General features: G+C 39.1%; 13 protein-coding genes and 1 pseudogene. 12 read left to right on the top strand and 2 right to left on the bottom strand.

All coding sequences use genetic code 11. The features are described 5' to 3' along the window. The first annotated feature begins 3 nt into the window (after window positions 1–3). Genes dapB through SK608_RS07455 form a run of 3 tightly spaced genes read left to right on the top strand, consistent with a single transcriptional unit; the run spans window position 4 to window position 3835 of the window. A complete protein-coding gene (gene dapB / locus SK608_RS07465; protein ID WP_000027872.1) occupies window positions 4–771 on the top strand; it encodes a 4-hydroxy-tetrahydrodipicolinate reductase in 768 nt (255 codons plus the stop codon). Beyond that, window positions 768–1967, top strand: a complete 1200-nt coding sequence (locus tag SK608_RS07460) for a CCA tRNA nucleotidyltransferase (protein ID WP_082242459.1) — start codon at window positions 768–770, stop codon at window positions 1965–1967. Before dapB ends, SK608_RS07460 begins: the two co-directional genes overlap by 4 nt. Continuing rightward, window positions 1964–3835, top strand: coding sequence for an ABC-F family ATP-binding cassette domain-containing protein (locus SK608_RS07455; protein WP_033677871.1), 1872 nt, complete (start codon window positions 1964–1966; stop codon window positions 3833–3835). Before SK608_RS07460 ends, SK608_RS07455 begins: the two co-directional genes overlap by 4 nt. Window positions 3836–3871: 36 nt before the next feature. On the opposite strand, the gene mntE is transcribed toward SK608_RS07455, so the two are convergent. Then, entirely contained in the window at window positions 3872–5056 is a 1185-nt protein-coding gene (gene mntE / locus SK608_RS07450; protein WP_033677869.1) for a CDF family manganese efflux transporter MntE, read from the bottom strand. Between the two features lie 307 nt (window positions 5057–5363). Between mntE and SK608_RS07445 the strand changes: the two genes are divergently transcribed. From SK608_RS07445 to yaaA (SK608_RS07410), 8 genes and pseudogenes are all read left to right on the top strand, one after another. Further along, window positions 5364–8060, top strand: a complete 2697-nt coding sequence (locus tag SK608_RS07445) for a cation-translocating P-type ATPase (protein WP_033677867.1) — start codon at window positions 5364–5366, stop codon at window positions 8058–8060. A gap of 114 nt (window positions 8061–8174) precedes the next feature. Continuing rightward, window positions 8175–8585, top strand: a complete 411-nt coding sequence (locus SK608_RS07440; RefSeq protein ID WP_033677865.1) for a peptide deformylase — start codon at window positions 8175–8177, stop codon at window positions 8583–8585. Between the two features lie 11 nt (window positions 8586–8596). Then, window positions 8597–10192, top strand: a complete 1596-nt coding sequence (locus tag SK608_RS07435) for a hypothetical protein (RefSeq protein ID WP_033677863.1) — start codon at window positions 8597–8599, stop codon at window positions 10190–10192. Window positions 10193–10362: 170 nt separating this feature from the next. Continuing rightward, on the top strand, window positions 10363–10527 hold the full coding sequence (locus tag SK608_RS07430) for a YczI family protein (RefSeq protein ID WP_000508327.1): 165 nt from the start codon (window positions 10363–10365) through the stop codon (window positions 10525–10527). Between the two features lie 78 nt (window positions 10528–10605). Beyond that, window positions 10606–11334: a peroxide stress protein YaaA gene (gene yaaA, locus SK608_RS07425; protein WP_033677862.1), complete on the top strand. Its 729-nt coding sequence runs from the start codon at window positions 10606–10608 to the stop codon at window positions 11332–11334. A gap of 160 nt (window positions 11335–11494) precedes the next feature. Next, complete coding sequence (locus tag SK608_RS10790; protein WP_033677861.1) at window positions 11495–13021, top strand: IS1182 family transposase; 1527 nt, start codon at window positions 11495–11497, stop codon at window positions 13019–13021. 864 nt (window positions 13022–13885) lie between these two features. Continuing rightward, window positions 13886–22087 carry a Rib/alpha-like domain-containing protein gene (locus SK608_RS07415; protein ID WP_033677860.1) on the top strand — a complete coding sequence of 2734 codons (8202 nt, stop codon included), beginning with the start codon at window positions 13886–13888 and terminating at the stop codon, window positions 22085–22087. 216 nt (window positions 22088–22303) lie between these two features. Then, window positions 22304–22555, top strand: a pseudogene (yaaA, locus tag SK608_RS07410) (peroxide stress protein YaaA); the annotation flags it as partial. Between the two features lie 49 nt (window positions 22556–22604). Here the strand turns inward: yaaA (SK608_RS07410) and pclR are convergent. Next, window positions 22605–24089 (bottom strand): virulence transcriptional activator PclR, encoded by a 1485-nt coding sequence (pclR, locus tag SK608_RS07405; RefSeq protein WP_033677858.1) that lies wholly within the window; start codon window positions 24087–24089, stop codon window positions 22605–22607. A gap of 216 nt (window positions 24090–24305) precedes the next feature. Between pclR and SK608_RS11225 the strand changes: the two genes are divergently transcribed. Continuing rightward, window positions 24306–26729, top strand: a 2424-nt coding sequence (locus SK608_RS11225; RefSeq protein ID WP_033677855.1) for a mucin-binding protein, incomplete at its 3' end; no start/stop codon positions are given.

The following is a 26729-nucleotide window of genomic DNA, read 5'->3' as shown; positions in this document are numbered from 1 at the left end:
GAGATGAGTATTCGAGTAATTATTGCTGGTTTTAAGGGAAAGATGGGCCAGGCTGCTTGTCAGATGGTCTTGGCTGATCCAGACTTGGACTTGGTAGCAGTTTTGGATCCCTTTGAGTCTGAATCAGAATGGCAGGGTATTCCTGTTTTCAAGGATAAGGCTGATTTAACAGGCTTTGAAGCGGATGTCTGGGTAGATTTTACTACTCCAGCTGTTGCCTATGAAAATACACGCTTTGCTCTTGAGAATGGCTTTGCTCCAGTAGTTGGAACGACAGGATTTACTAGTGAAGAAATTGCAGAGCTAAAAGAATTTTCTCGTACTCAAGATTTGGGTGGCTTGATTGCTCCTAACTTTGCCTTGGGTGCTGTCTTGCTTATGCAATTTGCAAAGCAGGCTGCCAAATATTTCCCAAATGTGGAGATTATTGAGCTCCATCATGACAAGAAAAAGGATGCTCCGAGTGGAACAGCTATTAAAACAGCTGAGTTAATGGCAGAAGTTCGAGATTCTATCCAGCAAGGCGCAGTAGACGAGGAAGAGCTGATTGCAGGTGCCCGTGGTGCTGACTTTGATGGCATGCGTATCCACTCAGTTCGTTTACCTGGCTTGGTAGCCCATCAGGAAGTCATTTTTGGCAATCAGGGAGAAGGATTGACCCTCCGTCATGACTCCTATGATCGCAGCTCCTTCATGACAGGGGTGAATTTGGGAATTAAAGAAGTTGTCAAGCGTCATGAGCTTGTCTATGGATTAGAACACTTATTATGAGATTAACGCAAATGCCTTCTGAATTTCAGAAGGCTTTACCAGTATTAGAAAAAATTAAAGAAGCAGGTTTTGAGGCCTATTTTGTTGGAGGTTCTGTTCGAGATGCCCTCCTAAATCGTCCCATCCATGATGTGGATATTGCGACGTCTTCCTATCCAGAGGAGACCAAGCAGATTTTTCCGCGAACAGCCGATATCGGAATTGAACATGGAACCGTCTTGGTCTTAGATGGGGATGAGGAGTATGAGGTAACCACCTTTCGGACCGAAGACGTCTATGTGGACTATCGCAGACCCAGTGCGGTTTCTTTTGTTCGCTCGCTAGAAGAAGATCTCAAGCGCCGTGATTTTACAGTCAATGCCTTTGCCTTGGACGAGACAGGGGAAATCATTGACTTGTTTCATGGGCTAGACGATTTAGAAAATCAAGTTTTGCGAGCGGTTGGTGTAGCTAGTGAGCGTTTCAACGAAGACGCTCTGCGGATTATGCGTGGTTTTCGTTTTCAGGCTAGTCTTGGCTTTGAACTTGAGCGAGAAACATTTGAAGCTATGAAGACCTTGACGCCGCTTTTGGAGAAAATTTCTGTAGAGCGTACCTTCGTCGAGTTTGATAAACTCTTGCTGGCTCCATTTTGGAGAAGGGGTTTGGCTTCCATGATTGAGAGTCAAGCTTATGACTATCTCCCTGATATGGCATCTAGCCAAGACAAGCTCAACAGACTGTTTGATTTGGAGGCTAATTTCACCTTTGAATCCTCTGAACAAGCCTGGGCAGCTCTTTTGTGGGCTTTGGAGATTGAAAATGCGCAGCCATTTTTGAAGGCTTGGAAGACCTCACGCCAGTTTGCCAAGCAAGTTCAGGATTTGCTGACTATTTTGACCTTGCGTGAAAAGGGAGAGTTGAGCAAGCGCGATTGTTATCGCTTTGACTTGGATTTGCTTTTACAGGCTGAAAATCTTCGTCAGGCCCAAGGAAAAGAAGTCAATCCACAAGCAATCACAGAAACCTATCAGAGTTTGACCATTCATGACAAGAAAGAAATTCAGATTAATGGTGGCATTTTGATTAAGGAATATGGCTATCACCCAGGACCTGACTTAGGAGAGATTTTAACAGAGATTGAGTATGCCATTGTCGATGGAGAATTGGAAAATGACCGTCAAGCCATCCATGCTTATCTGAGGGAGAAAAAATGAGTGATTTTATCGTTGAAAAACTAAGTAAATCCGTCGGTGACAAGACCGTTTTTAAGGATATTTCCTTTATCATCCATGACCTAGACAGAATTGGTCTGATTGGTGTCAATGGAACGGGCAAGACCACCCTTTTGGACGTCCTTTCTGGTGTTTCTGGCTTTGATGGGGATGTTAGTCCCTTTTCGGCTAAGAATGATTACCAGATTGGTTATTTGACTCAAGATCCTGATTTTGATGATAGCAAGACGGTCTTGGATACAGTCCTATCTAGCGATCTCAAGGAAATCCAGCTCATTCGTGAGTATGAGTTGATTATGCTCAACTACAGTGAGGACAAGCAGGCGCATTTGGAACGGGTCATGGCAGAAATGGACTCTCTCCAAGCTTGGGAAATTGAGAGTCAGGTAAAGACTGTCCTTAGCAAGCTGGGTATTCAGGACTTATCCACTCCTGTTGGGGAATTGTCAGGTGGTCTGAGAAGACGGGTCCAGTTGGCGCAAGTCTTACTTGGCAACCACGACCTCTTGCTTTTGGATGAGCCGACCAACCATCTGGACATTGCGACCATCGAGTGGCTGACCCTCTTTTTGAAAAATTCCAAGAAGACTGTCCTTTTTATCACCCATGATCGCTATTTCCTAGATGCACTGTCAACACGGATTTTCGAGTTGGATCGAGCTGGATTGACCGAGTATCAAGGCAATTATCAGGACTATGTTCGCCTTAAGGCTGAACAAGATGAGCGCGATGCAGCTCTTCTTCACAAAAAAGAACAACTCTACAAACAAGAATTGGCCTGGATGCGCAGACAACCGCAGGCGCGTGCAACCAAGCAGCAGGCTCGTATCAATCGTTTCCACGACTTGAAGAAAGAAGTTTCAGGTGGCGTTGCTGAAACAGATTTGACCATGAACTTTGAAACCAGTCGGATTGGGAAGAAAGTCATCGAGTTTCAGGATGTTTCTTTTGCCTATGAAAATAAGCCCATTTTGCAAGATTTTAATCTCTTAGTTCAGGCCAAAGACCGTATCGGAATCGTTGGGGATAACGGTGTTGGAAAATCAACCCTCCTCAACCTGATTGCAGGAAGTCTTGAGCCAACTGAAGGACAAGTTGTGATTGGGGAAACAGTTCGCATCGCCTATTTCTCTCAGCAAATTGAGGGCTTGGATGAAAGCAAGCGAGTTATCAATTACTTGCAGGAAGTGGCAGAAGAGGTCAAGACCAGCGGTGGTTCTACGACTTCGATTGCAGAGCTGCTGGAGCAGTTTCTTTTTCCACGTTCGACGCATGGAACCTTGATTGAGAAATTGTCTGGGGGAGAGAAAAAACGTCTTTATCTCCTCAAACTGCTCTTGGAAAAACCAAATGTTCTTCTATTAGACGAACCGACAAATGACCTAGATATTGCGACCTTGACAGTTTTGGAGAATTTCTTGCAAGGCTTCGCTGGTCCAGTTTTGACTGTTAGTCACGACCGCTATTTCTTGGATAAGGTAGCGACTAAGATTCTGGCTTTTGAGGATGGTAAGATTCGTCCTTTCTTTGGCCATTATACCGATTATCTTGATGAAAAAGTCTTTGAAACAGAGATGGCCAATCAAGTGCAAAAAGCCGAAAAGGAAAAAGTGGTCAAGGTCAGAGAAGACAAGAAACGCATGACCTACCAAGAGAAGCAGGAGTGGGCAAGTATTGAAGGTGATATTGAAGCCTTGGAAAATCGTATCGCTGCGATTGAAGAGGAGATGCAGGCTAACGGATCTGACTTTGGTAAACTGGCTACCCTCCAAAAAGAACTGGATGAGAAAAACGAAGCACTCCTTGAAAAATACGAACGCTATGAGTATCTAAGTGAATTTGATAGCTAGAAGAATAGAAAAATCCCGTCTCGTGACAGGATTTCTCTATTCTTTTTTGGTTTCTTGATGAAAGATATTTTGCCAGGTTTCGTGGCGACGCCAGATACTGGTATGGACGATACCATCTAATTCATAGCAGATGAGTTTGGTCTTTTGACTGATGGAAGTGATTTGGATGTCCTTGATAGCTGAATTCAACTCTTTTTCGGCTTTATAAGCCTCTTTATCCATCTGCTCTCCATCTTGCCGAATATAGACAAAATCATCAGCCAAGAGTTCTTCCAGTTGATTTCCTTGGTCAATCAATTGTTCACGCATGAGCAATTTTTTGTAGACATTGTCTAAAATTTCATCCTCAGGGATAGGTGCTGGCTCGATATGGATATCGGTATCAAAGACGCCAAAACGTTCCTCCAGCATAGACTCGACTTGATCCGCAATCTCGTGACTCTCGTAAACCGACAAGTCAGGATTCATCTCCAGCGTAATATCAAGGTAAATGTTGCTACCGTAGGTGCGACCTCTTTGCGACTTAACCTTGCTGATTTTGGGGATTTCCATGATAGCCTTTTGGTAATCCTCAAGCAGACGGTCGTCGAAACCATCTGAAAGGCTAAAGGAGGACTCGATGAAGATATCATAGGCAGTTTTCAAGATAAAGAAAGTGATGATGATAGCGACCAGTTTATCCACAATGGGATAATTGAAACTGCTAGCCAGGATGGCAATGGTCGTACCAAGTGAGGTGACAGCATCAGAAAGATTGTCCTTGGCGGCAGCCTTCAGTGCCTTGGAGTTGGATTTCTTACTGAGGCGAGTATTGTAGAGATAGACCACAAACATGATTGCTGCAGACATAATTCCTAGAGTAGCACCCAGAGGATCAATGACCGTTTCTTCATGACTGAGAATTTTTTGAATGGTATCCTGAAGTACATCGAAACCGACATAAAACATGATGATGGAAGTGATTAAGCTAGCCAAATCTTCAATCTTCCAGTGACCAAAACGGTGGTCACGGTCTGCAGGCTGGCGTGCCATTCGAATCCCTATCAAAAGGGCTACATTTCCAATGATGTCCGACACGTTGTTAAAACCATCAGCCACCAAACTGGATGAATGAAGGAGATGCCCAGTAGCCAATTTTGCTGCAGACAAGATCAAATAGGTCGAAATACTGATAATGGCCCCACGCTCAGCTAACTTGAGATTTGAGATAGATTGCTTCATTCAACTTCCTTTCTAGTCACATAGCATTCTACCATTATACTGGTTTTCAAGGGAAAATTCAAACAAGGCAGTTTTTACTCTTTGAAAACTTTTCAAAATTTGGTATAATAGTACTACTCAAGGGAGTAGCTGGCAGAAACCTGTGATAGTGTCGTCATTCCGAATTTTATACTGAAAAGTATGCTTTCCGGCCCTATCTTAAACAGCGAGACTTGTTATGATTAACAGGTCTCTTTTTGTTTGTCGTGAAAAGATGCGATGAGGGAAAAGAGAGTCTGTTTTGCACACAATGTCAAGGAGGAGACACATGTCAAAAGAACAAAAACGCCAAGCGTTTTACACTCAGAGTCCTGAAGAGGTCTTGCAGGCTGTGGATGCGACCGAGCAAGGTTTGTCATCAAGTGAGGCAGAAAAGCGCCTTGCCGAATTTGGCCACAATGAACTCGAAGAAGGCGAGAAACGATCAATCCTGGTCAAATTCATCGAGCAATTTAAGGATTTGATGATTATCATCCTAGTTGCGGCAGCAATCTTGTCAGTCGTGACTTCTGGTGGGGAAGATATCGCAGATGCCATTATCATCTTAGCCGTGGTAATCATCAACGCTGCCTTTGGTGTTTACCAAGAAGGGAAAGCAGAAGAAGCAATCGAAGCCCTCAAATCCATGTCTAGTCCAGCTGCCCGAGTTCTTCGTGATGGGCATATGGCGGAGATTGACTCTAAAGAATTGGTACCAGGTGATATCGTCGCTCTCGAAGCTGGTGATGTAGTACCTGCAGACCTACGTTTGCTTGAAGCCAACTCTCTTAAAATTGAAGAAGCTGCCCTGACAGGTGAGTCTGTGCCAGTCGAAAAAGACTTGACAGTTGAACTTGCTGCAGATGCTGGTATTGGTGACCGTGTCAATATGGCCTTCCAAAACTCAAATGTGACTTATGGTCGTGGTCTTGGTGTTGTTGTCAATACAGGGATGTACACGGAAGTTGGTCATATCGCTGGCATGCTCCAAGATGCGGATGAGACGGATACACCACTTAAACAAAACTTGAACAACCTTTCTAAGGTCTTGACCTATGCTATCTTGGTCATTGCCCTTGTTACTTTTGTAGTTGGAGTTTTCATTCAAGGCAAAAATCCACTTGGTGAGTTGATGACCTCTGTTGCCCTTGCCGTTGCAGCTATTCCAGAAGGGCTCCCAGCTATCGTGACTATCGTTCTTGCCCTTGGTACTCAAGTTTTGGCTAAAAGAAACTCTATCGTTCGTAAGTTGCCAGCAGTAGAAACACTTGGTTCAACTGAAATCATCGCTTCTGATAAGACTGGTACGCTGACTATGAACAAGATGACAGTCGAAAAAGTCTTCTACGATGCGGTTCTACATGATTCAGCTGATGATATTGAACTAGGTCTTGAAATGCCACTGCTTCGTTCAGTTGTCTTGGCAAATGATACTAAAATTGATGTGGAAGGAAACTTGATTGGTGACCCAACCGAAACAGCCTTCATTCAATATGCCTTGGACAAGGGCTACGATGTTAAAGGATTTTTAGACAAATATCCTCGTGTAGCTGAATTGCCATTTGACTCTGACCGTAAGCTCATGTCAACGGTTCACCCATTGCCAGATGGTCGTTTCCTTGTAGCAGTCAAGGGTGCGCCAGACCAACTTTTGAAACGTTGTGTTCTTCGTGATAAGGCTGGGGATATTGCTCCGATTGATGAGAAGGTTACAGACCTCATCCATACAAACAACTCTGAAATGGCCCACCAAGCTTTGCGTGTCCTTGCAGGTGCCTACAAAATTATTGATAGAATTCCAGAAAACTTGACTTCTGAAGAATTAGAAAATGATCTTATCTTCACTGGTTTGATTGGGATGATTGACCCTGAACGTCCGGAAGCAGCTGAGGCTGTTCGTGTAGCTAAGGAAGCTGGAATCCGTCCAATCATGATTACGGGGGACCATCAAGACACTGCAGAAGCTATTGCTAAACGTTTGGGAATCATTGACGCAAACGATACCGAAGGCCACGTTTTAACTGGTGCTGAGCTCAATGAACTGTCAGATGAAGACTTTGAAAAAGTAGTTGGTCAATACTTTGTTTATGCCCGTGTGTCTCCAGAGCACAAAGTTCGTATCGTCAAGGCTTGGCAAAAACAAGGCAAAGTCGTTGCCATGACAGGTGATGGTGTCAATGATGCGCCAGCTCTGAAAACAGCCGATATCGGTATCGGTATGGGAATCACTGGTACAGAGGTTTCTAAGGGAGCTTCTGACATGATTCTTGCAGATGATAACTTTGCGACTATCATTGTTGCAGTTGAAGAAGGACGTAAGGTCTTCTCAAACATTCAAAAGACTATTCAGTATTTGCTTTCTGCCAATACTGCTGAAGTATTAACCATCTTCCTATCAACCTTGTTTGGTTGGGATGTCTTGCAACCAGTTCATCTCTTGTGGATTAACTTGGTAACGGATACCTTCCCAGCTATCGCTCTTGGTGTTGAACCTGCTGAGCCTGGTGTCATGAACCATAAACCACGTGGACGCAAGGCAAGCTTCTTCTCAGGTGGTGTTTTCAGTTCTATCATCTATCAAGGTGTACTCCAAGCAGCTATTGTTATGAGTGTTTATGGACTTGCCCTTCTTTACCCGGTTCACGTGGGTGACAATCATGCCATTCACGCAGATGCCCTAACTATGGCCTTTGCAACCCTTGGTTTGATTCAGCTCTTCCATGCCTACAATGTGAAATCTGTTTACCAGTCCATCTTGACAGTTGGTCCATTCAAGTCTAAGACCTTCAACTGGTCCATCTTGGTATCCTTCATCCTTCTCATGGCAACAATCGTCGTAGAACCGCTTGAAGGAATCTTCCACGTAACCAAACTAGACTTGTCACAATGGGGAATCGTTATGGGCGGAAGCTTCTCAATGATTATTATCGTCGAAATTGTTAAGTTTGTTCAACGCAAACTCGGTTTTGATAAGAATGCGATTTAAAAAAAAGTCATCTTCGGATGGCTTTTTGCTACAGTTGAGGGAAAGGGCTTGCAGTTATCGGCTTTTGTGCTATAATTGCTATAATATAGTAAAAAGTAAGAGGAGTGAGCAGAAGTGGAAAAGAAAATTGTGAAGGATATTTTGTTTTTATCTCAGGTATCTCAGCCGGCAAGTCAGGAAGACCTGTATCTTGCCAGAGATTTGCAGGATACACTCTTAGCAAATCGTGAGACCTGTGTCGGTCTGGCTGCCAATATGATTGGGGTGCAGAAGCGCGTGATTATTTTTAATCTTGGCTTGGTTCCCGTGGTCATGTTTAACCCAGTGCTCCTGTCATTTGAAGGACCTTATGAGGCAGAAGAAGGCTGTTTGTCCTTGGTAGGTGTGAGATCAACTAAGCGTTATGAAACCATAAGGGTTGCTTATCGTGACAGCAAGTGGCAGGAACAGACCATTACCTTGACAGGCTTCCCAGCCCAGATTTGCCAGCATGAACTGGATCACTTGGAAGGACGAATCATTTAGGAGGACAGCAAATGAAACGGATAATCTTTGAACTTATTTTTATCGCAACGACCTGGTATATCTTTTTACCACCCCTTAACCTGACTAGCTGGGAATTTCTCTTTTTCCTCTGTGGGCATTTGCTGGTTGTAGCAGTCTTATTTGGCTTTGGCAAGGGAATCAATCTGGTCAAAACGGTTCATGTGCGCCACGGCAAGGCAGAAGCTGCCTTAAATCTAGAGGGTTTCAAAATCAATCGGTTAGGGAAAATCCTTTTAGCTTCTATTGGAGGAATTCTTCTCTTGGCAGCCTTGGTTTCCTTGGTAACTTCTAGCATTTTTCAGGCTAAAAATTATGCCAATGTAGTCACGGTGACGGAAAAAGACTTTTCTGAATTTCCTAAGACTGACACCAGTAAGGTTCCTATCTTAGATAGAAGTACTGCTGAAAAAATAGGTGACCGCTACTTGGGTTCCCTAACAGATAAGGTGTCGCAGTACGTAGCGGCAGATACCTATACCCAATTGACAATTGATGGGAAGCCTTATCGGGTTACGCCACTAGAATACGCAGATCCTATCAAGTGGTTTAATAATCAAGCCAAGGGAATCGGCGAGTATATCAAGGTGGACATGGTAACTGGGAATGCGGACTTGGTGGACTTGAAGACACCAATCAAGTATTCGGACTCGGAGTATTTTAACCGCGATGTCAAGCGTCACCTGCGCTTGAAGTACCCAACTAAAATCTTCAGGACTCCATCTTTTGAGGTGGACGATGAGGGCAATCCTTTCTATGTGGCTACAGTTTACCAAAAGCAATTTGGACTTGCGGTTCCTCGTCCTGTTTCAGTCATTATCTTGGATGCCACAAATGGAGAAACCAAGGAATACAGCTTGTCAGATGTTCCAGAATGGGTGGACAGGGTCTATCCAGCTGAGGAAACCATTGAGCAAATCAATTACAACGGCAAGTACAAGGATGGTTTCTGGAATGCCATGATTTCCAAGAAAAACGTGACCCAAACTACCAAGGGATATAATTATTTGTCTATCGGTAATGACATCTACCTCTACACAGGTGTGACATCGGCCAATGCGGATGAAAGTAATCTTGGTTTCATCCTTGAAAATATGCGAACAGGAGAAATCACCAAGTACAGCTTGGCTTCTGCGACCGAAGAATCAGCCCGTGAATCAGCCGAGGGTGCTGTTCAGGAGAAATCCTACAAGGCAACCTTCCCAATCCTCATCAACCTTAATGACAAGCCTCTTTACATCATGGGCTTGAAGGACAATGCTGGTTTGGTCAAAGAGTACGCCCTGGTAGATGCAGTTGAGTACCAAAATGTTATCGTTGCTACGACAGTGGAAGAGCTGCTCAGCAAGTATGCCAATAAAAACGACCTTGAAATTGACAATGCAACAACAGAAAGTATCAAGGGTGTGGTAGCAGACCTCAAATCAGCTGTTATCAAGGGCGATACAGTCTACTTCTTTAAAGTTGATGGTAAGATATATAAGGTTAAGGCCTCAGTATCCGATGACCTTCCTTACCTTGAAAATGGTAAAACCTTCGAAGGTCAAGTAGGAAAAGATAACTATCTCAAGACCTTTAAAGTACAGTAATACTCTTCGAAAATCAAATTCAAACCACGTCAACGTCGCCTTGCCGTACTCAAGTACAGCCTGCGGCTAGTTTCCTAGTTTGCTCTTTGATTTTCATTGAGTATAAAAAAGCTTTATTTAAGAAGTATATGTTATAATAAGGTAAATTAAGACTAATGGAGGACAAACAAATGGGTTTTTATGTGATGGTTGCTTCAATGCTACTTGGACTGCTTGCTTTGAAGATAGGTTTTTCTCAGTTCAAGGAGAAAAAAGATAAATTTTTATCTATCTTAACAAGTTTAGCTGGTCTAGCCCTTGTTCTCGTGGCTGTCTGGTTAGGATGGCCCAAATAAACAGAGAAACCTCGGTCAAACCGAGGTTTTTCAGATGAATTTCTTGGTTGTAGCTAAAAAATATGCTACACTATTAATATGAAAATTTTAATCCCAACAGCAAAAGAAATGAACACAGACTTGCCGAGTATCGAAGCAACTTCTTTAAAACCAGAAAGTCAGGCCGTGCTGGATGCCTTGGCCCTCTATTCTGCTAGTCAATTGGAGAGTTTTTACAAAGTTTCAGCCGAGAAAGCTGCGGAAGAATTTCAACATATCCAAGCTTTAAAAAACAAAACTGCTCAACACTACCCAGCCTTGAAACTTTTTGATGGGCTTATGTACCGTCATATCAAGCGAGACAAATTGACCGAGGCAGAACAAGCCTATCTTGAAAATCATGTCTTCATTACCTCGGCTTTGTACGGTGTCGTTCCAGCCTTGTCACCTATGGCCCCTCACCGTTTGGACTTTTTGATGAAATTAAAAGTCGCTGGTAAGACTTTGAAGAGCCATTGGAAGGCAACCTATGATGAAGCTGTGACGCAGGAAGAAGTGATTTTTTCTCTCTTGTCATCCGAGTTTGAGACCGTATTTTCTAAGGAAATCAGAGAAAAGATGGTGACCTTCAAATTCATGGAGAATAGAGGCGGTCAGTTGAAAATTCACTCAACTATTTCTAAGAAAGCGCGTGGTGCCTTCCTAACGGCTTTAATAGAAAATCAAGTACAAACAGTGGAAGAAGCTCGCCACTTAAGCTTTGCCGGATTTGTCTACAGAGAAGATCTGTCACAGCAGAGGGAATTGGTTTTTGTTAAGGAAGTATAGAAGATAGATAGAAGAAAAGAGTCTGGGACAAAAGTCTAACCTTAAATATAAAAAGCGAACAAAACGAGTTATCTGACACTCAGAATTCTGTCTTGTTCGCTTTTTTGTCTAATCTATCGATTTTACAAATTTATAATAAACCATTTAGAAAGGCTATCCCATGCATATTCACTATAACACAAATCAAACAACTTTACCACTAGAAATCCGTTCTTTCTTGCCACAAGACCATCTCGTCTTTACTATTGAAAAAGTGGTGAATACCTTGGAGGATTGTCATTTCCACGCCTTCTATCATGCCTTTGGTCGCCCGTCTTATCACCCTAAAATGCTTGTATCTGCTCTTCTATTTGCCTATTCACAAGGGATTTTCTCTGGTCGAAAAATTGAAAAAATGATGGTTGAAAATCTGGCTATGCAGTACCTAACAGGACAGTTGGTTGTCAGCTATCGCACTATCAATCGGTTTCGTGTCGCTGAAGAGATGGAAGAACTCATTCGCAATCTTTTCATCGACCTCAATCTTCGTTTAAAAATGGAAGAGTTAGTGACCTTAGATTGCTTGTTTATTGGTGGGACTAAGATTGAAGCCAATGCCAATAAGTATAGTTTCGTGTGGAAGAAAGCAACGGACAAGTTTTCTGTCAAACTTCAAGAACAGATACAGGTCTATTTTCAAGAAGAAATCACTCCCCTTATCCATCAGGCTATTAAGCTGGATGAAGAAGAACAAATTTCTTCAGAGCAGTTGCTTGAATTCGCTCAAGTCCTTGAAGAAGAATTGGAAAAACTGAACCAGGACATTGAGGAGACACCCGTTAAAGGAAAGGATAAACGTAAAACCCAACGTCGTAAACTCAAGAAAGTCTTGCGTAAAGTCAAAGATGATTTTTCAGTACGTGCTGAAAAATATGAGAGCTATCAGGAGACATTTGAAGGGCGTAACAGTTTTTCCAAAACCGATCCAGATGCCACTTTTATGCGGATGAAGGAAGACCATATGAAAAATGGCCAACTTAAGGCTGCATATAATCTTCAAATCGCTACTGAAAACCAATTTGTTCTTCACTATGATGTCTTCTCAAATCCGACAGATACCAAGACTCTTCTGCCCTTACTTGAAACCTATCCGCATGATGTAAAGACAGTTGTCGCAGATGCTGGATATGGAAGTGAAGAGAACCTCCTTCGTTTAGATGAAAAGCAGGTAAACCATCTGATTAAATATGCCATGTTTGATAAGGAACAAAAGAGAGGGTATAAACAGTCAGCTAAAAACTTAGCGAATTGGCACTATAATGACAAGGAGGATAGCTACACACATCCTAATGGTTGGTGCTATCGTTTTCACCACATCAAACATCAGAAAACACAGACGGACTTTCAACAGGAAATCAAGGTTTACTACGCAGATGAACCTGAATCAGCTCCTCAAAAGGGACTGTATATAAACGAACGCTATCAAAACTTGAAAGATAAAGAATGTCAGGCGCTTTTATCTCCCCAAGGTAGACAGATTTTCGCTCAACGCAAGATTGATGTGGAACCTGTCTTTGGGCAGATAAAGGCTTGTTTGGGGTACAAGAGATGTAATCTGAGAGGGAAGCGTCAAGTGAGAATTGACATGGGATTGGTACTTATGGCCAATAACCTCCTAAAATACAATAAGAGAACGACTCCAAATTAAAAAGCTAGAGTTCCGCTATTGGAAATCTCTAGCTTTTTTGTGGCTGAGAACTATTTTGTCTCAGATTCATACTTTTGATTTTCTAGTAAAAGTAAAGTTAATACTAGTGTAAAACACTATTTAATAATTAATGGAAAACAACTTTAATTTTTTAATAAGGAAATTATTATTGTAATGAGAGTAATCAAAAGCAGTTTAATTATATCAAAATTTAAAATACAAAGGAATACTTATTTGTAAATTTTTATTTATAGTATTTTTTATTTAAATATATATTTAGGGTAAGACTAACTGTTATTAATTACGTTGTTTGTCTTCAAATATAAATTATAAATCAAGAGGCTAAGGATTAATATTTTATTAACTGACTATATTACTGCTCTTTTTTTAGAAGTATAAAGATTAGCTATTCGATGCTTGAAGTTCGATACATCGTTTAGAGTAATTATTGATAGTTTTATTCTAATACTATTTTTGGAGTAGTTATTTTTTTATTCAATATTTTTTAGAATCATCATTAATTTATTGTTGAATGTTTAATACTTAGTTTGTCACTATAAACTGTTTTGAGACTCTAAAAAATATAGATAGAATATATAGTATATATTTATATCGATAATCTATTTTATATAAGGAATAATTAGAAATATTATAACAAACATAGAATTAATATAATTTTTAATATTTAATTGACTTTAATAATCCTTACGTTTTTTGAAATTTTTATTTTTATATATAAGGTTAAAAGTTGCAATTAAAATAATAAAATAGTATAATTCAATATAAAATTAAAAAATATGCAATTATATATAAGTTTAATGATTAATATTTTTTAATTGAAAATATTTTAAAAGGAGTTAAACTATGTTTAAATCTAATGGACATTTTGTTCGCCAATCGCAAGTGGAGAGATTCACACGTTACAGTATTCGTAAGGTCAGTTTCGGTGCGGCTAGTGTGGCTGTAGCTACTGGATTGTTTTTCCTTGGTGGAGGAAGCGTCCAAGCGGCTGAACAACTAACCAATTCAGAACCTACAAAAGTTCAAAATCCTCAAAATCTAACTGATAAGTCCTCGGATCCCTCTCAGGAAGTTACTGGACAAGCATCTGCTACTGCTAAAGAGCCCGATGGACAAAATAATACTTCTGTAAAAGAGTCTGCTGCTGACAAACAAGCCAGTGCAGTTGAAACTCCAAAGGTAGTAACGGAAAAAGTTGCTATTAATACAGCATCGTTAGAAGATTTAGTTGCTAAAGCTGAAAGTCGATTGAGTCAATTAACTGAAAGTAAGAGAACAAAATCATTCATCGATGATACTAAAATTTTGGTTAATAAAGCAAAAGAGCTTTTAAATGATGATACAAAAAGCCAGGCAAAAGTTGATGCACTTGCTAAACAACTTTCAAGTAGCCTTAGCATTCTAAACAGTATCAAATCAGAAATAACTGAAGAAGAAAAAGTAAATAAAAACCAAGATCCAAGAAATGGACAAGCTATCCCAGGTAAAGGGGAAAGTGGATTTAGAGAAGCTGCTCCTACAACTAATCCAATAATTCCAGCAACCGAAGGACCAACGAACAATAACAAAATAGGTTCGGGAAATAATCCAGCTGACGGTGTATTTGAAAGTGCAAAAAATCAGTTTGGAGATATAGATTTCAGTAATGCTACTGCAAAAAATAAAACTGTAAATAAACAATGGAGTAGAAATACTAATAAAAGTGGTAAAACACAACTTTTAGGAAGTATCACTTACAAATGGAAAGAAAAAGAAATTACAGCAGATGAAGCTAATCATCATAATGCCTTAAATGGTTGGAAGATTGAAGGTGGGGGAAAAGTTACAGCTGTTAAGCCAGAAACTCCAACAAATATACCAGCTGATCGACCAACTGAATTTGCTCCTAAATCATCTAAAGTATACGATTTGAATGGGAAAGTTCAACCAAATGAAAATGAAACTCCATCGGAAGGTCATCCACTTGGTGTGAATGCTTCCAATCAAAACTATGCCAACGGAGTAAACCACTCGGGTATGGTAGGAACACATAATCTACCTAAAGGTTATTACTTAGAGTTGGGAGAAAAAGGAACTAAGATATCTAAAGAATACGCTGTAAACGGAAACTCTAGACTCATGTTTAGTGCGATTACTGGTGGAGCATATGGTAATATGGGTACTGCTGGCACAGGTGAAAGAGTAAAAATCACAATGTATGATGCAGTAACAGGAGAAAAAATTTCTAGCATTAGAGATGACCATACTATTGGTGAAAAATATGAAGAAGAACACATCTCTGTTCCTGTAGGAGATGGAGGAAATGGAGATGGTTGGTCTGAATATCGGGCAATCTATGAAGTACCTCAATCGACTACAAGAGTACGTGTAGAAATTGAAGCACTTGATGATGGGACAGCTATTAACAATAGTTATTTATCTGGTACGGATAGCAAAGTTAAAGATGGTTATTTTATAGGGGCAGTGAACTTAGCGGTTGGTACTGGATTAGAAATGACCACTAATGTTAAAACTAAAAACACAGAAAATGAATTTGGCGAAGAAAACTTATATAAAGCAAAACAAACTGGTGAATTTGAATTTACTGTTAAAAGTGTTGGGGGAGTTCGACATTATGGTGTAGCAGAAACAGAAATTGAAGTACCAGAAGGTGTAGTTTTACCAGAAAAAATTACCAATCCAACACAATATGTTTGGTTTGGTTCTGTTCCAGTATCAGCAAATAATATTTCTTGGGATTCTACTACTAGGAAACTGAGAATAAAATATAATACATCAAAATCTAACAATGGAGATGTCCCATATGTTGGAGTAGGATCTAATGATGGTGTACGCTCATTCAAGCTACCTTTTACAACAGCTGATAACTATAAGGGAACAGCTACGTTTAAAGTTAGAACATTCTTACCAAATGGATTACGAGATTCTGAAGATAATCAAATCTTAAATACTGGGGATGTATCCAATGATGGTACAAAGAGAGATAAAGAAGGAAATATTATTCCTAAAGGTAAATATAATGAAGTAGTCAATGGACTTAGAAATAGTGACAATCCAGAGTATTACTACAATAAAACGATTTATATTGATTCAACAAAACCAACGACACCAACAGTAGAAGCTATTCATACAGACGGAGTAAAAGGGGAAGGAAAGGATAGGAATCAACCTAAAAAATTACTGATATCTGTTCCAGAAGATGAAACAGGTGTTACAAATGAGGCTCGTGAAAAACAAGATTTAATTGCCAATGATAAAAATAATAATCATCATACCTTAACAGAGGATGAAGCAATAACGAAGGTTGATCGCATTAATCATGCTATTGGGGGAGTGACATCTCTAAAAGTTACATTACCAAATGGAGCCGCACCGATTACTTTAACGAAGAAAGTAGATGGCTGGTATAAGGATTCTGAAAAGATAAATGAAGTAGATGGCAAATTAGTTTTATCATTACCTGAAACTGTAAACTTAGATGAAGCAAGCGACAGTACAAATCCTGATAAGCGTATCAAAGTAACAGTCTATGATAAAGCAGGAAATGAATCAGAACCTGCCTATGGAGAAGTGAAAAATGAAGCACCAACAGTAGCTGTTCAGAATTCTGATTTATATGTGTATAAAACGAAAGAAACTGATAAATGGACAAATGAAAAGGTATTAGAGAAAGCTGTTCCTTCTGCAACGGACTTAGAAGATGATCGTGATGGTGTTGAGTTAACTAAACCATCAATTGCTGTTAGTGATGCTGGTAACTTAAATACAACAGTTGTAGGTACGTACCCAGTAAAAGTACAATCTACAGATAGTGAAGGTAAAAAATCTACAGAAACTACTGTGAATGTTCATGTGTTAGATTTAATTACGGTAGATCCAACGGTAACGACAGATCCGACAGATCCAAGTTCGACATCTCCAGTTTCTCCAAAAACGGAAGGAACACCTGTTAAAGAGGGAGATTCAAACCGAGGAACTTATCCTTCTGGTGTAACACGTGAGAATTTAGTAAAAGAAGTAACACGTACAATTAAGTACTTAAAAGAAGCGGATCAAGATAAAGTAGATGCGCAACCGATTGAAGCGGATAAAGTCGATAAAGTTCAAAAAGTAACGTATAAACGAACAGCAACAGTTAATCCAGAAACAAAAGAAGTTACGTATTCTGATTGGACAGTTTATGAAGGTGCGGATAAATTAACAGATGCAACAGTTGATGGAACAAAAGGTAAGTTTAACAAAGTACCTTCTCCTGTTGTGAATAGTTATTTATTAGTAGATAATGCGGATAAAACAGTTCCTGCAAAAGAAGCACCTGTACCAACTTCAACTGGTGTTGTAACTCCAGAAGTGAAGAAAGTTCTTTATAAAGAAATTGGATCATTTGTTCCAACTTATCCAAATGGTAAGAAACCAAATGATGCACCAGAAAAAATTCATTATCCAAATCATCCCACAGATCCAACAAAACCAGGAGACTTTGGAACTATTACAATTCCTTATGTACCAGGATTTACTCCTGTTTATAATGGAGTCGAATTAACAGCGAAAAATCCAAATAATCCTAAGGAAGGCTATAAAGTTCCAGACGGATTTAATCCAGCTGATAACTTTGGGAATTCAGAGATTACTTATACTCCATCTAATCAAAAAGCGACAGTAGTCATTGAGAAAAAGGTTGATAGTGGCACAAATGAAGTGATTCAAAGTTACGAAGTAACGGGTAAATCTGGTGAAGAATTACCAACAAATACGGACATTGAAAATAAAATTAAAGAATTGAAAAATAAAGGGTACGAAGTTGAAAGTGATGGCTACCATACAGCAGACAATCATCATCCAACTTTTGATGACCAAGAAGATGTGAACCCAACTGATGGAACTTCATCACCTTCTCAAACGTTTGAAGTAGTAGTAAAACCAAGAATTATTGAAGTCCCAGTAACAACTCCTCATGAAAAAGATACACCAGTAGATCCAAATGGGGAAAATCCAGAATTAAAATGGCCTGCGGGACTGACTGAGACTGATTTGAAAACAACTGCGAAACGTGTTATTTCATATGTGAAGAAAAAATCTGATACAGCACTTGAAGAAAAAGCCAAGGATGATATTGTTCAAACTGTGCCATTCACAAGAAAAGCGACCGTTAATCTTGTTACAAAAGAAGTTACTTATACAGATTGGGAAACTCCAAATAAAATATGGGATAAAGTTGGAGTAGATGTTCTATCAGGCTATATTGCTGATAAAAAAGAAATTCCAGCCAAAGAAGCAGCAACTCCTACAAAAGATACAAAAGTAATCCCTGATGAAACGGATAAGGTTACTTATACGAAGATTGGAAGCTGGATTCCTGTTGATCCAACTACTGGTAAGGATGGAGAACCGATTTCATTCCCTAATGATCCAAATGATCCAACCAAAACTGGTGAAATTACACAAATTATTCCTCATAAAGATGGATATACTTCAAAAGATGGCAATGGAACACCATTAGAACTAGTAAATCCTGCCAATCCAGCAGAAGGTTATAAACCACCAAAAATTACGGATCCAAAAGCAAACATCAAGATTACCTATGATAAAGACGATCAAAAAGCAAAAGTTAAATTTGTTTCAGTCGATCCAAAAACTCAAACAGAAACTGAGTTGAATGACCATATCTTAACTCTAACTGGTAAATCAGGCGAAACAATTCCTGAAAGTGATGTGCAAGCTCATATCGACGTATTGAAATCAATGGGATATGATATCGTCGACAATCCGTTTGATAAAGACCCATTATTTGATACGAAGAAAGATATGAACGACAACATTACGCAAGAGTTTACGGTTAAAGTTCAACCACGTGTATCAACTACAACACCAGTTTATGTAGTAGAAGGGGATAAACCAACTACTGATAAACTTAAAGATGCAGTTACTACAACGGGAAATGAGAAAACTGTAGATGAAACTAAGTTGCCTGAAACAACTGGAAAGGTTGGAGATGAAACATTAACAGCGCCAGTAACTGTAAATTATGGTTCAGGTGATAAAAAACGTGAAGAAACTGTAAATGTACCAGTTGAAGTATTACCAAAAGCAACACCAGAAAAAGTAACAACATTAAAAGATACAACTAGTGATAGCTTGAAAACAGCAGTGAAAGAAAAAGCACAAGCTGCAGTAGGTAAACTAACATTACCATCAGGAGTTACAGCAGAATTAGATCCAAATCAAACATATACTGTTCCAGCAACAGATTCTAATGGCGATAAGGACACTGTACCAGTAAAAGTTCAATACAAAGATAGCACAGGTACAGTAGTAGCAGAAGATACTATTTCAGTCCCAGTTACAGTAGTAAGCTCAACTCCAAGTAAAATTGTCGTGCTCGAAGGTGAAAAACCGACAGCTGATCAAGCGAAAGATGCAGTAACACCAGGAACAGATGGTACAAAAGGTGAACCAACAACCTTACCAGAAACAACAGGAAAAGCAGGAGCAAAAGATGTAAAAGTTGATGTGCCAGTAACATATGATAATGGTAAATTAACAGAAACAGTAAGTGTTCCAGTAACAGTTTTACCAAAACCAGAAGCTGATGAAATTCTTGTTCCTAAAAATGGTGATAAAGAAAAAGCAAAAGAAAAAGTACTTGCTCAAGCGAAACAAGCAATTGCTGACGGAACATTTACAGGAAAATTACCTCAAGGTGCAACAGTTGCTATTGATGAGACAGCTACAATTACAGTTCCAGACTTAACAGAAGATACTGAAGTGGATGTAACTGTTAAATATACAGTAGATGGTCAAGAAAAAACAACGACTGTTAAAGTCCCAGTTACAGTAGTTGAAGGTGTGCCTCAAATCGTTCCAGTGGATGAAAACAACAAACAACCAGATCCAGAAAAGAGCATTGATAAGACAGATTATCCAGAAGGATCTACATTTAGATATAAGACTCCAGATGGACAAACAAGTCCAATCGATGTAACAACACCTGGAGATAAGAATGTGGTTGTTGAAGTACTTGACCCACAAGGAAACACAATTGTTGAAGTACCAGCAACTGTACGTGTGGTGGAAAGTTATCCTAAATATGTACCAGTAGATCCAGCTAAGAAACAGCCAGATACGAAAGATAACATTAATCCTAATGATTTCCCAACTGGAACAACATTTGAATATAAAGATAACACTCCAGTAGATACAACAACACCAGGTGAGAAACCTGTAACGGTAGTAGCTAAGCTGAATGGACAACCAATTACAGAAATTCCAGCTAAGATTGTTGTTGTAGAACCTAAGACACAGTATGTTCCAGTAAATGCTGAAAGTGATAAGAAACCAAAACCACAAGATAGCATTACACCAGATGATTATCCAGAAGGTTCAACATTTGAGTACAAGACGCCAGAAGGAAAAACAGAAGCCTATGATGGTTCAACACCAGGTGAAAAAGATGTAACTGTAGTTGTGAAAGATTCAGATGGTGATCCAATTGTAGAAGTACCTGCGAAAATCAAAGTTGTTCAAGGAAAAGAACAATTAACTCCAGTGAATGCTGAAGATAAGGATAAACCAAAAGCGGAAGATAGTATTACACCAGGTGATTATCCAGCAGGTTCAACATTCGAATACAAGATTCCAGAAGGAACAACGGAAGCCTATGATGGATCAACTCCAGGGGATAAACCAGTAACTGTAGTTGTAAAAGATAAAGATGGAAAAGTGTTAGCAGAAGTTCCAGCTACTATTAAAGTAGTTGAAACAAAACCAACACCGATTGAAACACCAGTAACAAACACTCCTTTAACTAAAGACGATTATACAAAAGGAATGAAGATTCCAGAAGGAGCAACTGTTAAGGTCGGCGATCTTACAGATTTGACAACACCAGGTAAGAAGGATCCAGTTAAAGTAACGATTACATTACCAAACGGTAAATCTTATACAGTGGATGTACCAGTAACTGTAACTCCAGTTAAGGAAATCGAAACCCCAGTTACAACAGGTAAATTGACTCCAGAAGATATCTTAAAACAAATTAAAGTACCAGAAGGAGCAACTACTAAGGTTGAAAATATTCCAGACTTAACAACTCCAGGTAAGAAAGACCCAGTTAAAGTAACTGTAACATTACCAAATGGCAAAGTAGTGACAGTGGACGTACCAGTAAATGTAACTCCAGTTAAGGAAATCGAGACTCCAGTAACAACCACACCATTAACACGGGACGATTACACTAAAGGAATTACGATTCCAGAAGGTGGTAAGATTACTAAGGTTGAAAATATTCCAGATTTGACAACACCAGGTAAGAAAGACCCAGTTAAGGTAACGATTGAATTGCCAAATGGTAAAGTTATCACAGTGGATGTTCCTGTAACTGTAACTCCAGTTAAGGAAATCGAAACACCAGTTACAACAGGTAAATTGACTCCAGAAGATATTTTAAAACAAATTAAAGTACCAGAAGGAGCAACTACTAAGGTTGAAAACATTCCAGACTTAACAACTCCAGGTAAGAAAGATCCAGTTAAGGTAACGATTGAATTGCCAAATGGTAAAGTTATCACAGTGGATGTTCGTGTAACTGTAACGCCTAAATCACAAAATGGTGGAGGAGTCATTTCTCAAAATGATGATTCAACTGTTCAGATTGTAACGGAATATCTTGATGAAAATGGTAACCGAATTACTTCAGATAAAGAAGGAAAACACAATCCAATAGAGTTGGAAGGATATGAATTTAGTCATTCAACAACGGATGCTAAAGGAAATATACTACATCACTATAAGAAAGTGACAAAACCAATCAATCAAGAGCAACCAAGCTCTCCAGAGACTCCTACAAGTCCAGAAAAACCAGTAGCTACTCCAGTTCAGACAAGTTCTACTGATTCTAAACCAGTAGCCGTTGAAACAACCGTAGCCAATGACAAGAAGGAATTACCAAATACTGGTACAGAGGATAAGGCTGGTTTAACTAGTCTTGGACTTCTTGGAATGTTGGGTGTATTCGGACTCGTAGCTCGTAAGAAAAAAGAAGACTAAGAAAGAAAAACTTCCTTTCTGAAATCTAATAGAAAAATAGACTGAGGTGAAAACTTCAGTCTATTTGACGTGTGACAGGTATTATAGTGCCTCTTATTTACTATAGTGTATTGAAACAAGAATAGTATAATACGACTTCTAATTAATTTTTAGAAATTGATTTAAATTTCCTAATCTATTTGTTTATATTTTATTTCAATCTTATCCTAGAAGGAAGCAGAGTTTGAGACTGTATTTTCTAAGGAAATTAGAGAAAAGATGGTGACCTTCAAATTCATGGAGGATAGAGGTGGGCAGCTGAAGATACATTCAACCATTTCCAAGAAAGCGCGTGGTGCCTTCCTAACAGCTCTGATAGAAAATCAAGTACAAACTGTGGAGGAAGCTCGTCGCTTAAGCTTTGCAGGATTTGCCTACCGAGAAGATCTGTCCCAACCACAGGAATTGGTTTTTGTTAAGGAAGTATAGAAATCAGATAAGAGAAAAAGTCAGCAGGATTATGCTGACTTTTTCTATCTTATAAAGTATTGGATATATGAATCTCATTTGATAAGGTGTTGAGGTGATTAACTAAATCCATAATTGACAGATGATTTTGACAAATAAACTTCTTGGTAATTCCTGGAATATAGAAATTAGACACGATGATATCATAACCTGTCTGATTTAAAATCTCAGGATTTGTTTCCAATTCATCCCAAGTATCGAAGGTAAAGCGGTTATTACAGTAATAGGAAAGCATATCAACAAAGGTAAGGGATATAGCATGGTCAAAGTTACTGATAATCAAAACCTTGATAGGTGGTCGATTTTCTAACAACTGAGTAGAGAGGTTTTCAGCATGGGTTAAGATAGTGTACATCAAGTGTTCCAACTGTTCAGGATGGTCATGCTGTCCAATTGCTTGACGGTATTGAGCCAGTTCTTGACGCGCACTCCCCATAAAGTCTGGGAAGTAAACTTCGAATTTTTTAATCGTCAATGCTTTTTGTTCAAATAAGATTGGGGTAGAAAAGATTTCCTGTCTTTCGAAGAAAGCAGTGTTGTGTAAATGCCAAATAAGCTCTTCGCGGTTGGTAAAAGTAATCTTAAATTGTTTTGCTAGACGTTCCAATATTTGACTGAGTAACTGGTAAGAATACTTTGCCTCACTATTTTCTTCTAAAGAATTGAAGAAGTCTTGAGGGTCGAGGAAAATATCATTCTGAAGAAAAGAAATAAAAATTTGAGCGATTGTATCTGGAGTCATTTCAAGTCCCAACTTCTCAGAGAAATGGACAAGTATCTCCTCAAAATTTGGAATATTCATCAAAAGAGGATAGTAGTCATCGTTAAAATGATTGGGTAAGTCAATGAAATGACCATTTTTAATGCGGTAGATACTGATAGCTATCATCAATTTATACATTCTATAAATTGAAAATCGCATTGGATAATTGGTGATTTTATAGAAGAAATCAGCAAATTCTGTTAAGTCCTCTTCAGGGATATCTGGGAAAGGCCAGTCTAGGAAATAATAACGCTCAGAAAAGTATTGAGCATAAAAATAGCGAATATCGATTTCATTTCCTCGTATCTCAGTTGGAGTAAAAGATAGTTCAATTTGGAATTGAGATGATAGAGTTTTTGTGATATTTCGACCTAATCGATAGAGATTGGCATTACTTGAGTGAAGATTTTCAACGGTTCGATAAATCGGTAGACCTTCATTAAAAAACATATACTCCAGTAATTGAAAAGATTGAGAATGGGCAAGAAAATATTGATATACATCTTCCACGCTAGTCTGCACATCTAAATCTATCATAATTCCATTAATAGAAGATTGGATGTCAATAGTTGGAAAGGCGGTACGTAATTCATTTAAATCACTTTTTAGAATTCGTTCTGTACATCCTAAATTGTCAGCAAGTTCATGTAATCTCATCCAATTACGATTCTGAATTAGGCTCTCCATTAAGCGTAATTGTCTTTGATCTTTTGTGGATAAAAGATTGCGCATGTTTCTAATTTCCTCCTATTTTTATTATATCATATTATTGTATGAGGTGTACAAAAATGTTAGAGTAAAAAAGTGTCTTACTTAATCAGAAAAATGAGAATAAGATAAGTGGCTTTTAGGTACAAAAAGAGAATATATTAATTGCTTAGATAATATTGATTTATATATCAAATAGTTGTAGAGTGAGAACTATAAAATATTATCTAGGAGTTCAAAATGAAATATTCACATAAAAAATCATTTGACTGGTATAGCTTGCAACAAAGATACTCTATTCGTAAATATCACTTTGGGGTAGCAAGTGTCTTGCTCGGGACAGCCTTGGTCTTAGGAACAGCTGCTAATACTCAAGCGGTACAAGCAGATGAACATCATTCAGAAGTTACTAGCAGTATTTCTGTTGATAAGGTAGAAGAAGTTACCAAACTAGCAGAAGTTTCTACAGCTAAGAAAGAAATGACTTACGCAGCTCCAATGGCTGCTAATCCAGTAGAGGTAACTCCAGTTAAATCTGAAGATGCTAAAGCCTCAGCAGAAAAAGTTGAAGAAGCAAAAGTTGAAAAAGAAGCAGTTTCTCATCAAAGTGCTGTTGATAAATCAAAATTGTTAACAGCTCTTTCGCGTGCAGAAAAATTTGAGCTTAAGTTATACACTGAAGATACTGTAAAACGTCTTCAAACTAATATCCAATCTGCTAAAGGATTATTAAATAAAGCAGATGTGACAGAGTCAGAATTATCTCAAGCAGAGTCTGATCTTCAAGCTGCAGTTATTGCTTTGGAGTATAGAGGGACAACTACGACTAAAATTGTTGATAAAGCTGAAGTAGTTAGTAAAATAGAATCTACTGAAACGAAAAATGCTGAATCAAAAGTAGTTGAACAAACTTCTAATGTAGAAAAGGAGTCGGTAGAAAAAGATAAAAACGCCTTAAAACCTGTTAAAGGACTCCGAGTTGAAGATGCTAGGGCTAATAAAGAAGGCGGATGGAATATTCCCTTAGATCAAGAAGCCCGCTTGCAATTAAAGAGTGCTATTGAAGCTCATGCAGCACAATCTCGTTCACGTCGCAGGAAACGTTCTATCGGAGATTTGGATTATACTTTCAAGAAAGTTATGACTCCAGTCAATCCAGGTCATTATGCAGATGCTAAGAGTGTGGATGAGTTAACAGTTAATCCGAATTTTACTCCTGAAACAGAAATCAATGTTTGGTATAAAGACTTAGGTTACATCAATCTAGTCGATAAAAATGGACATTATATCAATGCAAATGGTGAAGTAGTCGAGAATCAAGAAGCTGCTATTCGTCGACAATATAAAAACGATTTTAATGATACAACAAGAGCAGATGTTACTGAAATTCCTAAAGCACCAGTTGGTTGGAAAATTAGTGATAATCAATCTATTCGAGGATATAATGCGGAAACAAAAACCATTGATCCAAACGATGATAATGATTTAGACGCTGTTGGAAAAGATTCTAATGTAGTTATTGAAAAAGAAAATCAAAAAGCTGTTATCCGTTATGTAAGTACCAACGGCAATCATGTTCTCAAAACAGATGAAGTGACAGGTAAGTCAGGAGAAGCGATTGCTTACAGCACTACAAGTCAAATCACAGAATTCAAGAAACAAGGCTATAAGCTTGTCAGCGATGAATTCACAGCAGGTGGTGCGAAGGTTTATGACTACGATACAGCACGTGACCAAGTCTACACAGTAACCCTTTCAGAACGTGTCGAACCCGTTAACCCAGATAACCCAAGCCCACAACCAAATACACCAGTCACTCCAGGACAACCAGATAGCCCACGTTGGCCAGGAAGCGTTGAAAACTTGGACAACAAGGAAAGTGTTAGTCGTACCATTCATTATGTTTACGAAGATGGAAGCAAGGCTAAGGATGATGTGGTTGAAACACTGAACTTCAAACGTTGGAGCAATGTCAACTTGGTAACAGGTCATATTGATTTCCAAGACTGGACAACTAATGATGATACGTTTGATAAAGTGGTCTCTCCAACTATCGCAGGTTACACAGCGGATAAATCAGAAATCCCAGCTGTAAGTGGAGTTCAAGCGAAAGACCAAGACCGAGTTGAAACAGTCACTTATCGTAAGGATGCTCAAAAAGCTGTTATCCGTTATGTAAGCACTAACGGCAATCATGTTCTCAAATCAGATGAAGTAACAGGTAAGTCAGGGGAAGCCATTGCCTACAGCACTACCAATCAAATCAATGAATTCAAGAAACAAGGCTATAAGCTTGTCAGCGATGAGTTCACAGCAGGTGGTGCCAAGGTTTATGACTACGATACAGCACGTGACCAAGTCTACACAGTAACCCTTTCAGAACGTGTCGAACGTGTGACACCGAAAGAACCTAAGCCACAACCAAATACACCAGTCACTCCAGGACAACCAGATAGCCCACGTTGGCCAGGAAGCGTTGAAAACTTGGACAACAAGGAAAGTGTTAGTCGTACCATTCATTATGTTTACGAAGATGGAAGCAAGGCTAAGGATGATGTGGTTGAGACACTGAACTTCAAACGTTGGAGCAATGTCAACTTGGTAACAGGTCATATTGATTTCCAAGACTGGACAACTAATGATGATACGTTTGATAAAGTGGTC

Origin of the sequence: Streptococcus mitis subsp. hohhotensis (assembly GCF_000722775.1) — a bacterium.
Classification (GTDB): domain Bacteria; phylum Bacillota; class Bacilli; order Lactobacillales; family Streptococcaceae; genus Streptococcus; species Streptococcus carlssonii.
Note: the sequence above shows the minus strand (reverse complement) of the source record. Positions and strands in the feature narration are given on the sequence as shown.

Excerpts from the sequence above, each read along its gene's own strand:
- SK608_RS07445 (WP_033677867.1), top strand. The coding sequence starts at position 5,364 with ATGTCAAAAGAACAAAAACGCCAAGCGTTTTACACTCAGAGTCCTGAA.
- dapB (WP_000027872.1), top strand. The coding sequence starts at position 4 with ATGAGTATTCGAGTAATTATTGCTGGTTTTAAGGGAAAGATGGGCCAG.
- SK608_RS07430 (WP_000508327.1), top strand. The coding sequence starts at position 10,363 with ATGGGTTTTTATGTGATGGTTGCTTCAATGCTACTTGGACTGCTTGCT.
- pclR (WP_033677858.1), bottom strand. The coding sequence starts at position 24,089 with ATGCGCAATCTTTTATCCACAAAAGATCAAAGACAATTACGCTTAATG.
- mntE (WP_033677869.1), bottom strand. The coding sequence starts at position 5,056 with ATGAAGCAATCTATCTCAAATCTCAAGTTAGCTGAGCGTGGGGCCATT.
- SK608_RS07415 (WP_033677860.1), top strand. The coding sequence starts at position 13,886 with ATGTTTAAATCTAATGGACATTTTGTTCGCCAATCGCAAGTGGAGAGA.
- SK608_RS07460 (WP_082242459.1), top strand. The coding sequence starts at position 768 with ATGAGATTAACGCAAATGCCTTCTGAATTTCAGAAGGCTTTACCAGTA.
- SK608_RS10790 (WP_033677861.1), top strand. The coding sequence starts at position 11,495 with ATGCATATTCACTATAACACAAATCAAACAACTTTACCACTAGAAATC.
- yaaA (WP_033677862.1), top strand. The coding sequence starts at position 10,606 with ATGAAAATTTTAATCCCAACAGCAAAAGAAATGAACACAGACTTGCCG.
- SK608_RS07435 (WP_033677863.1), top strand. The coding sequence starts at position 8,597 with ATGAAACGGATAATCTTTGAACTTATTTTTATCGCAACGACCTGGTAT.
- SK608_RS07455 (WP_033677871.1), top strand. The coding sequence starts at position 1,964 with ATGAGTGATTTTATCGTTGAAAAACTAAGTAAATCCGTCGGTGACAAG.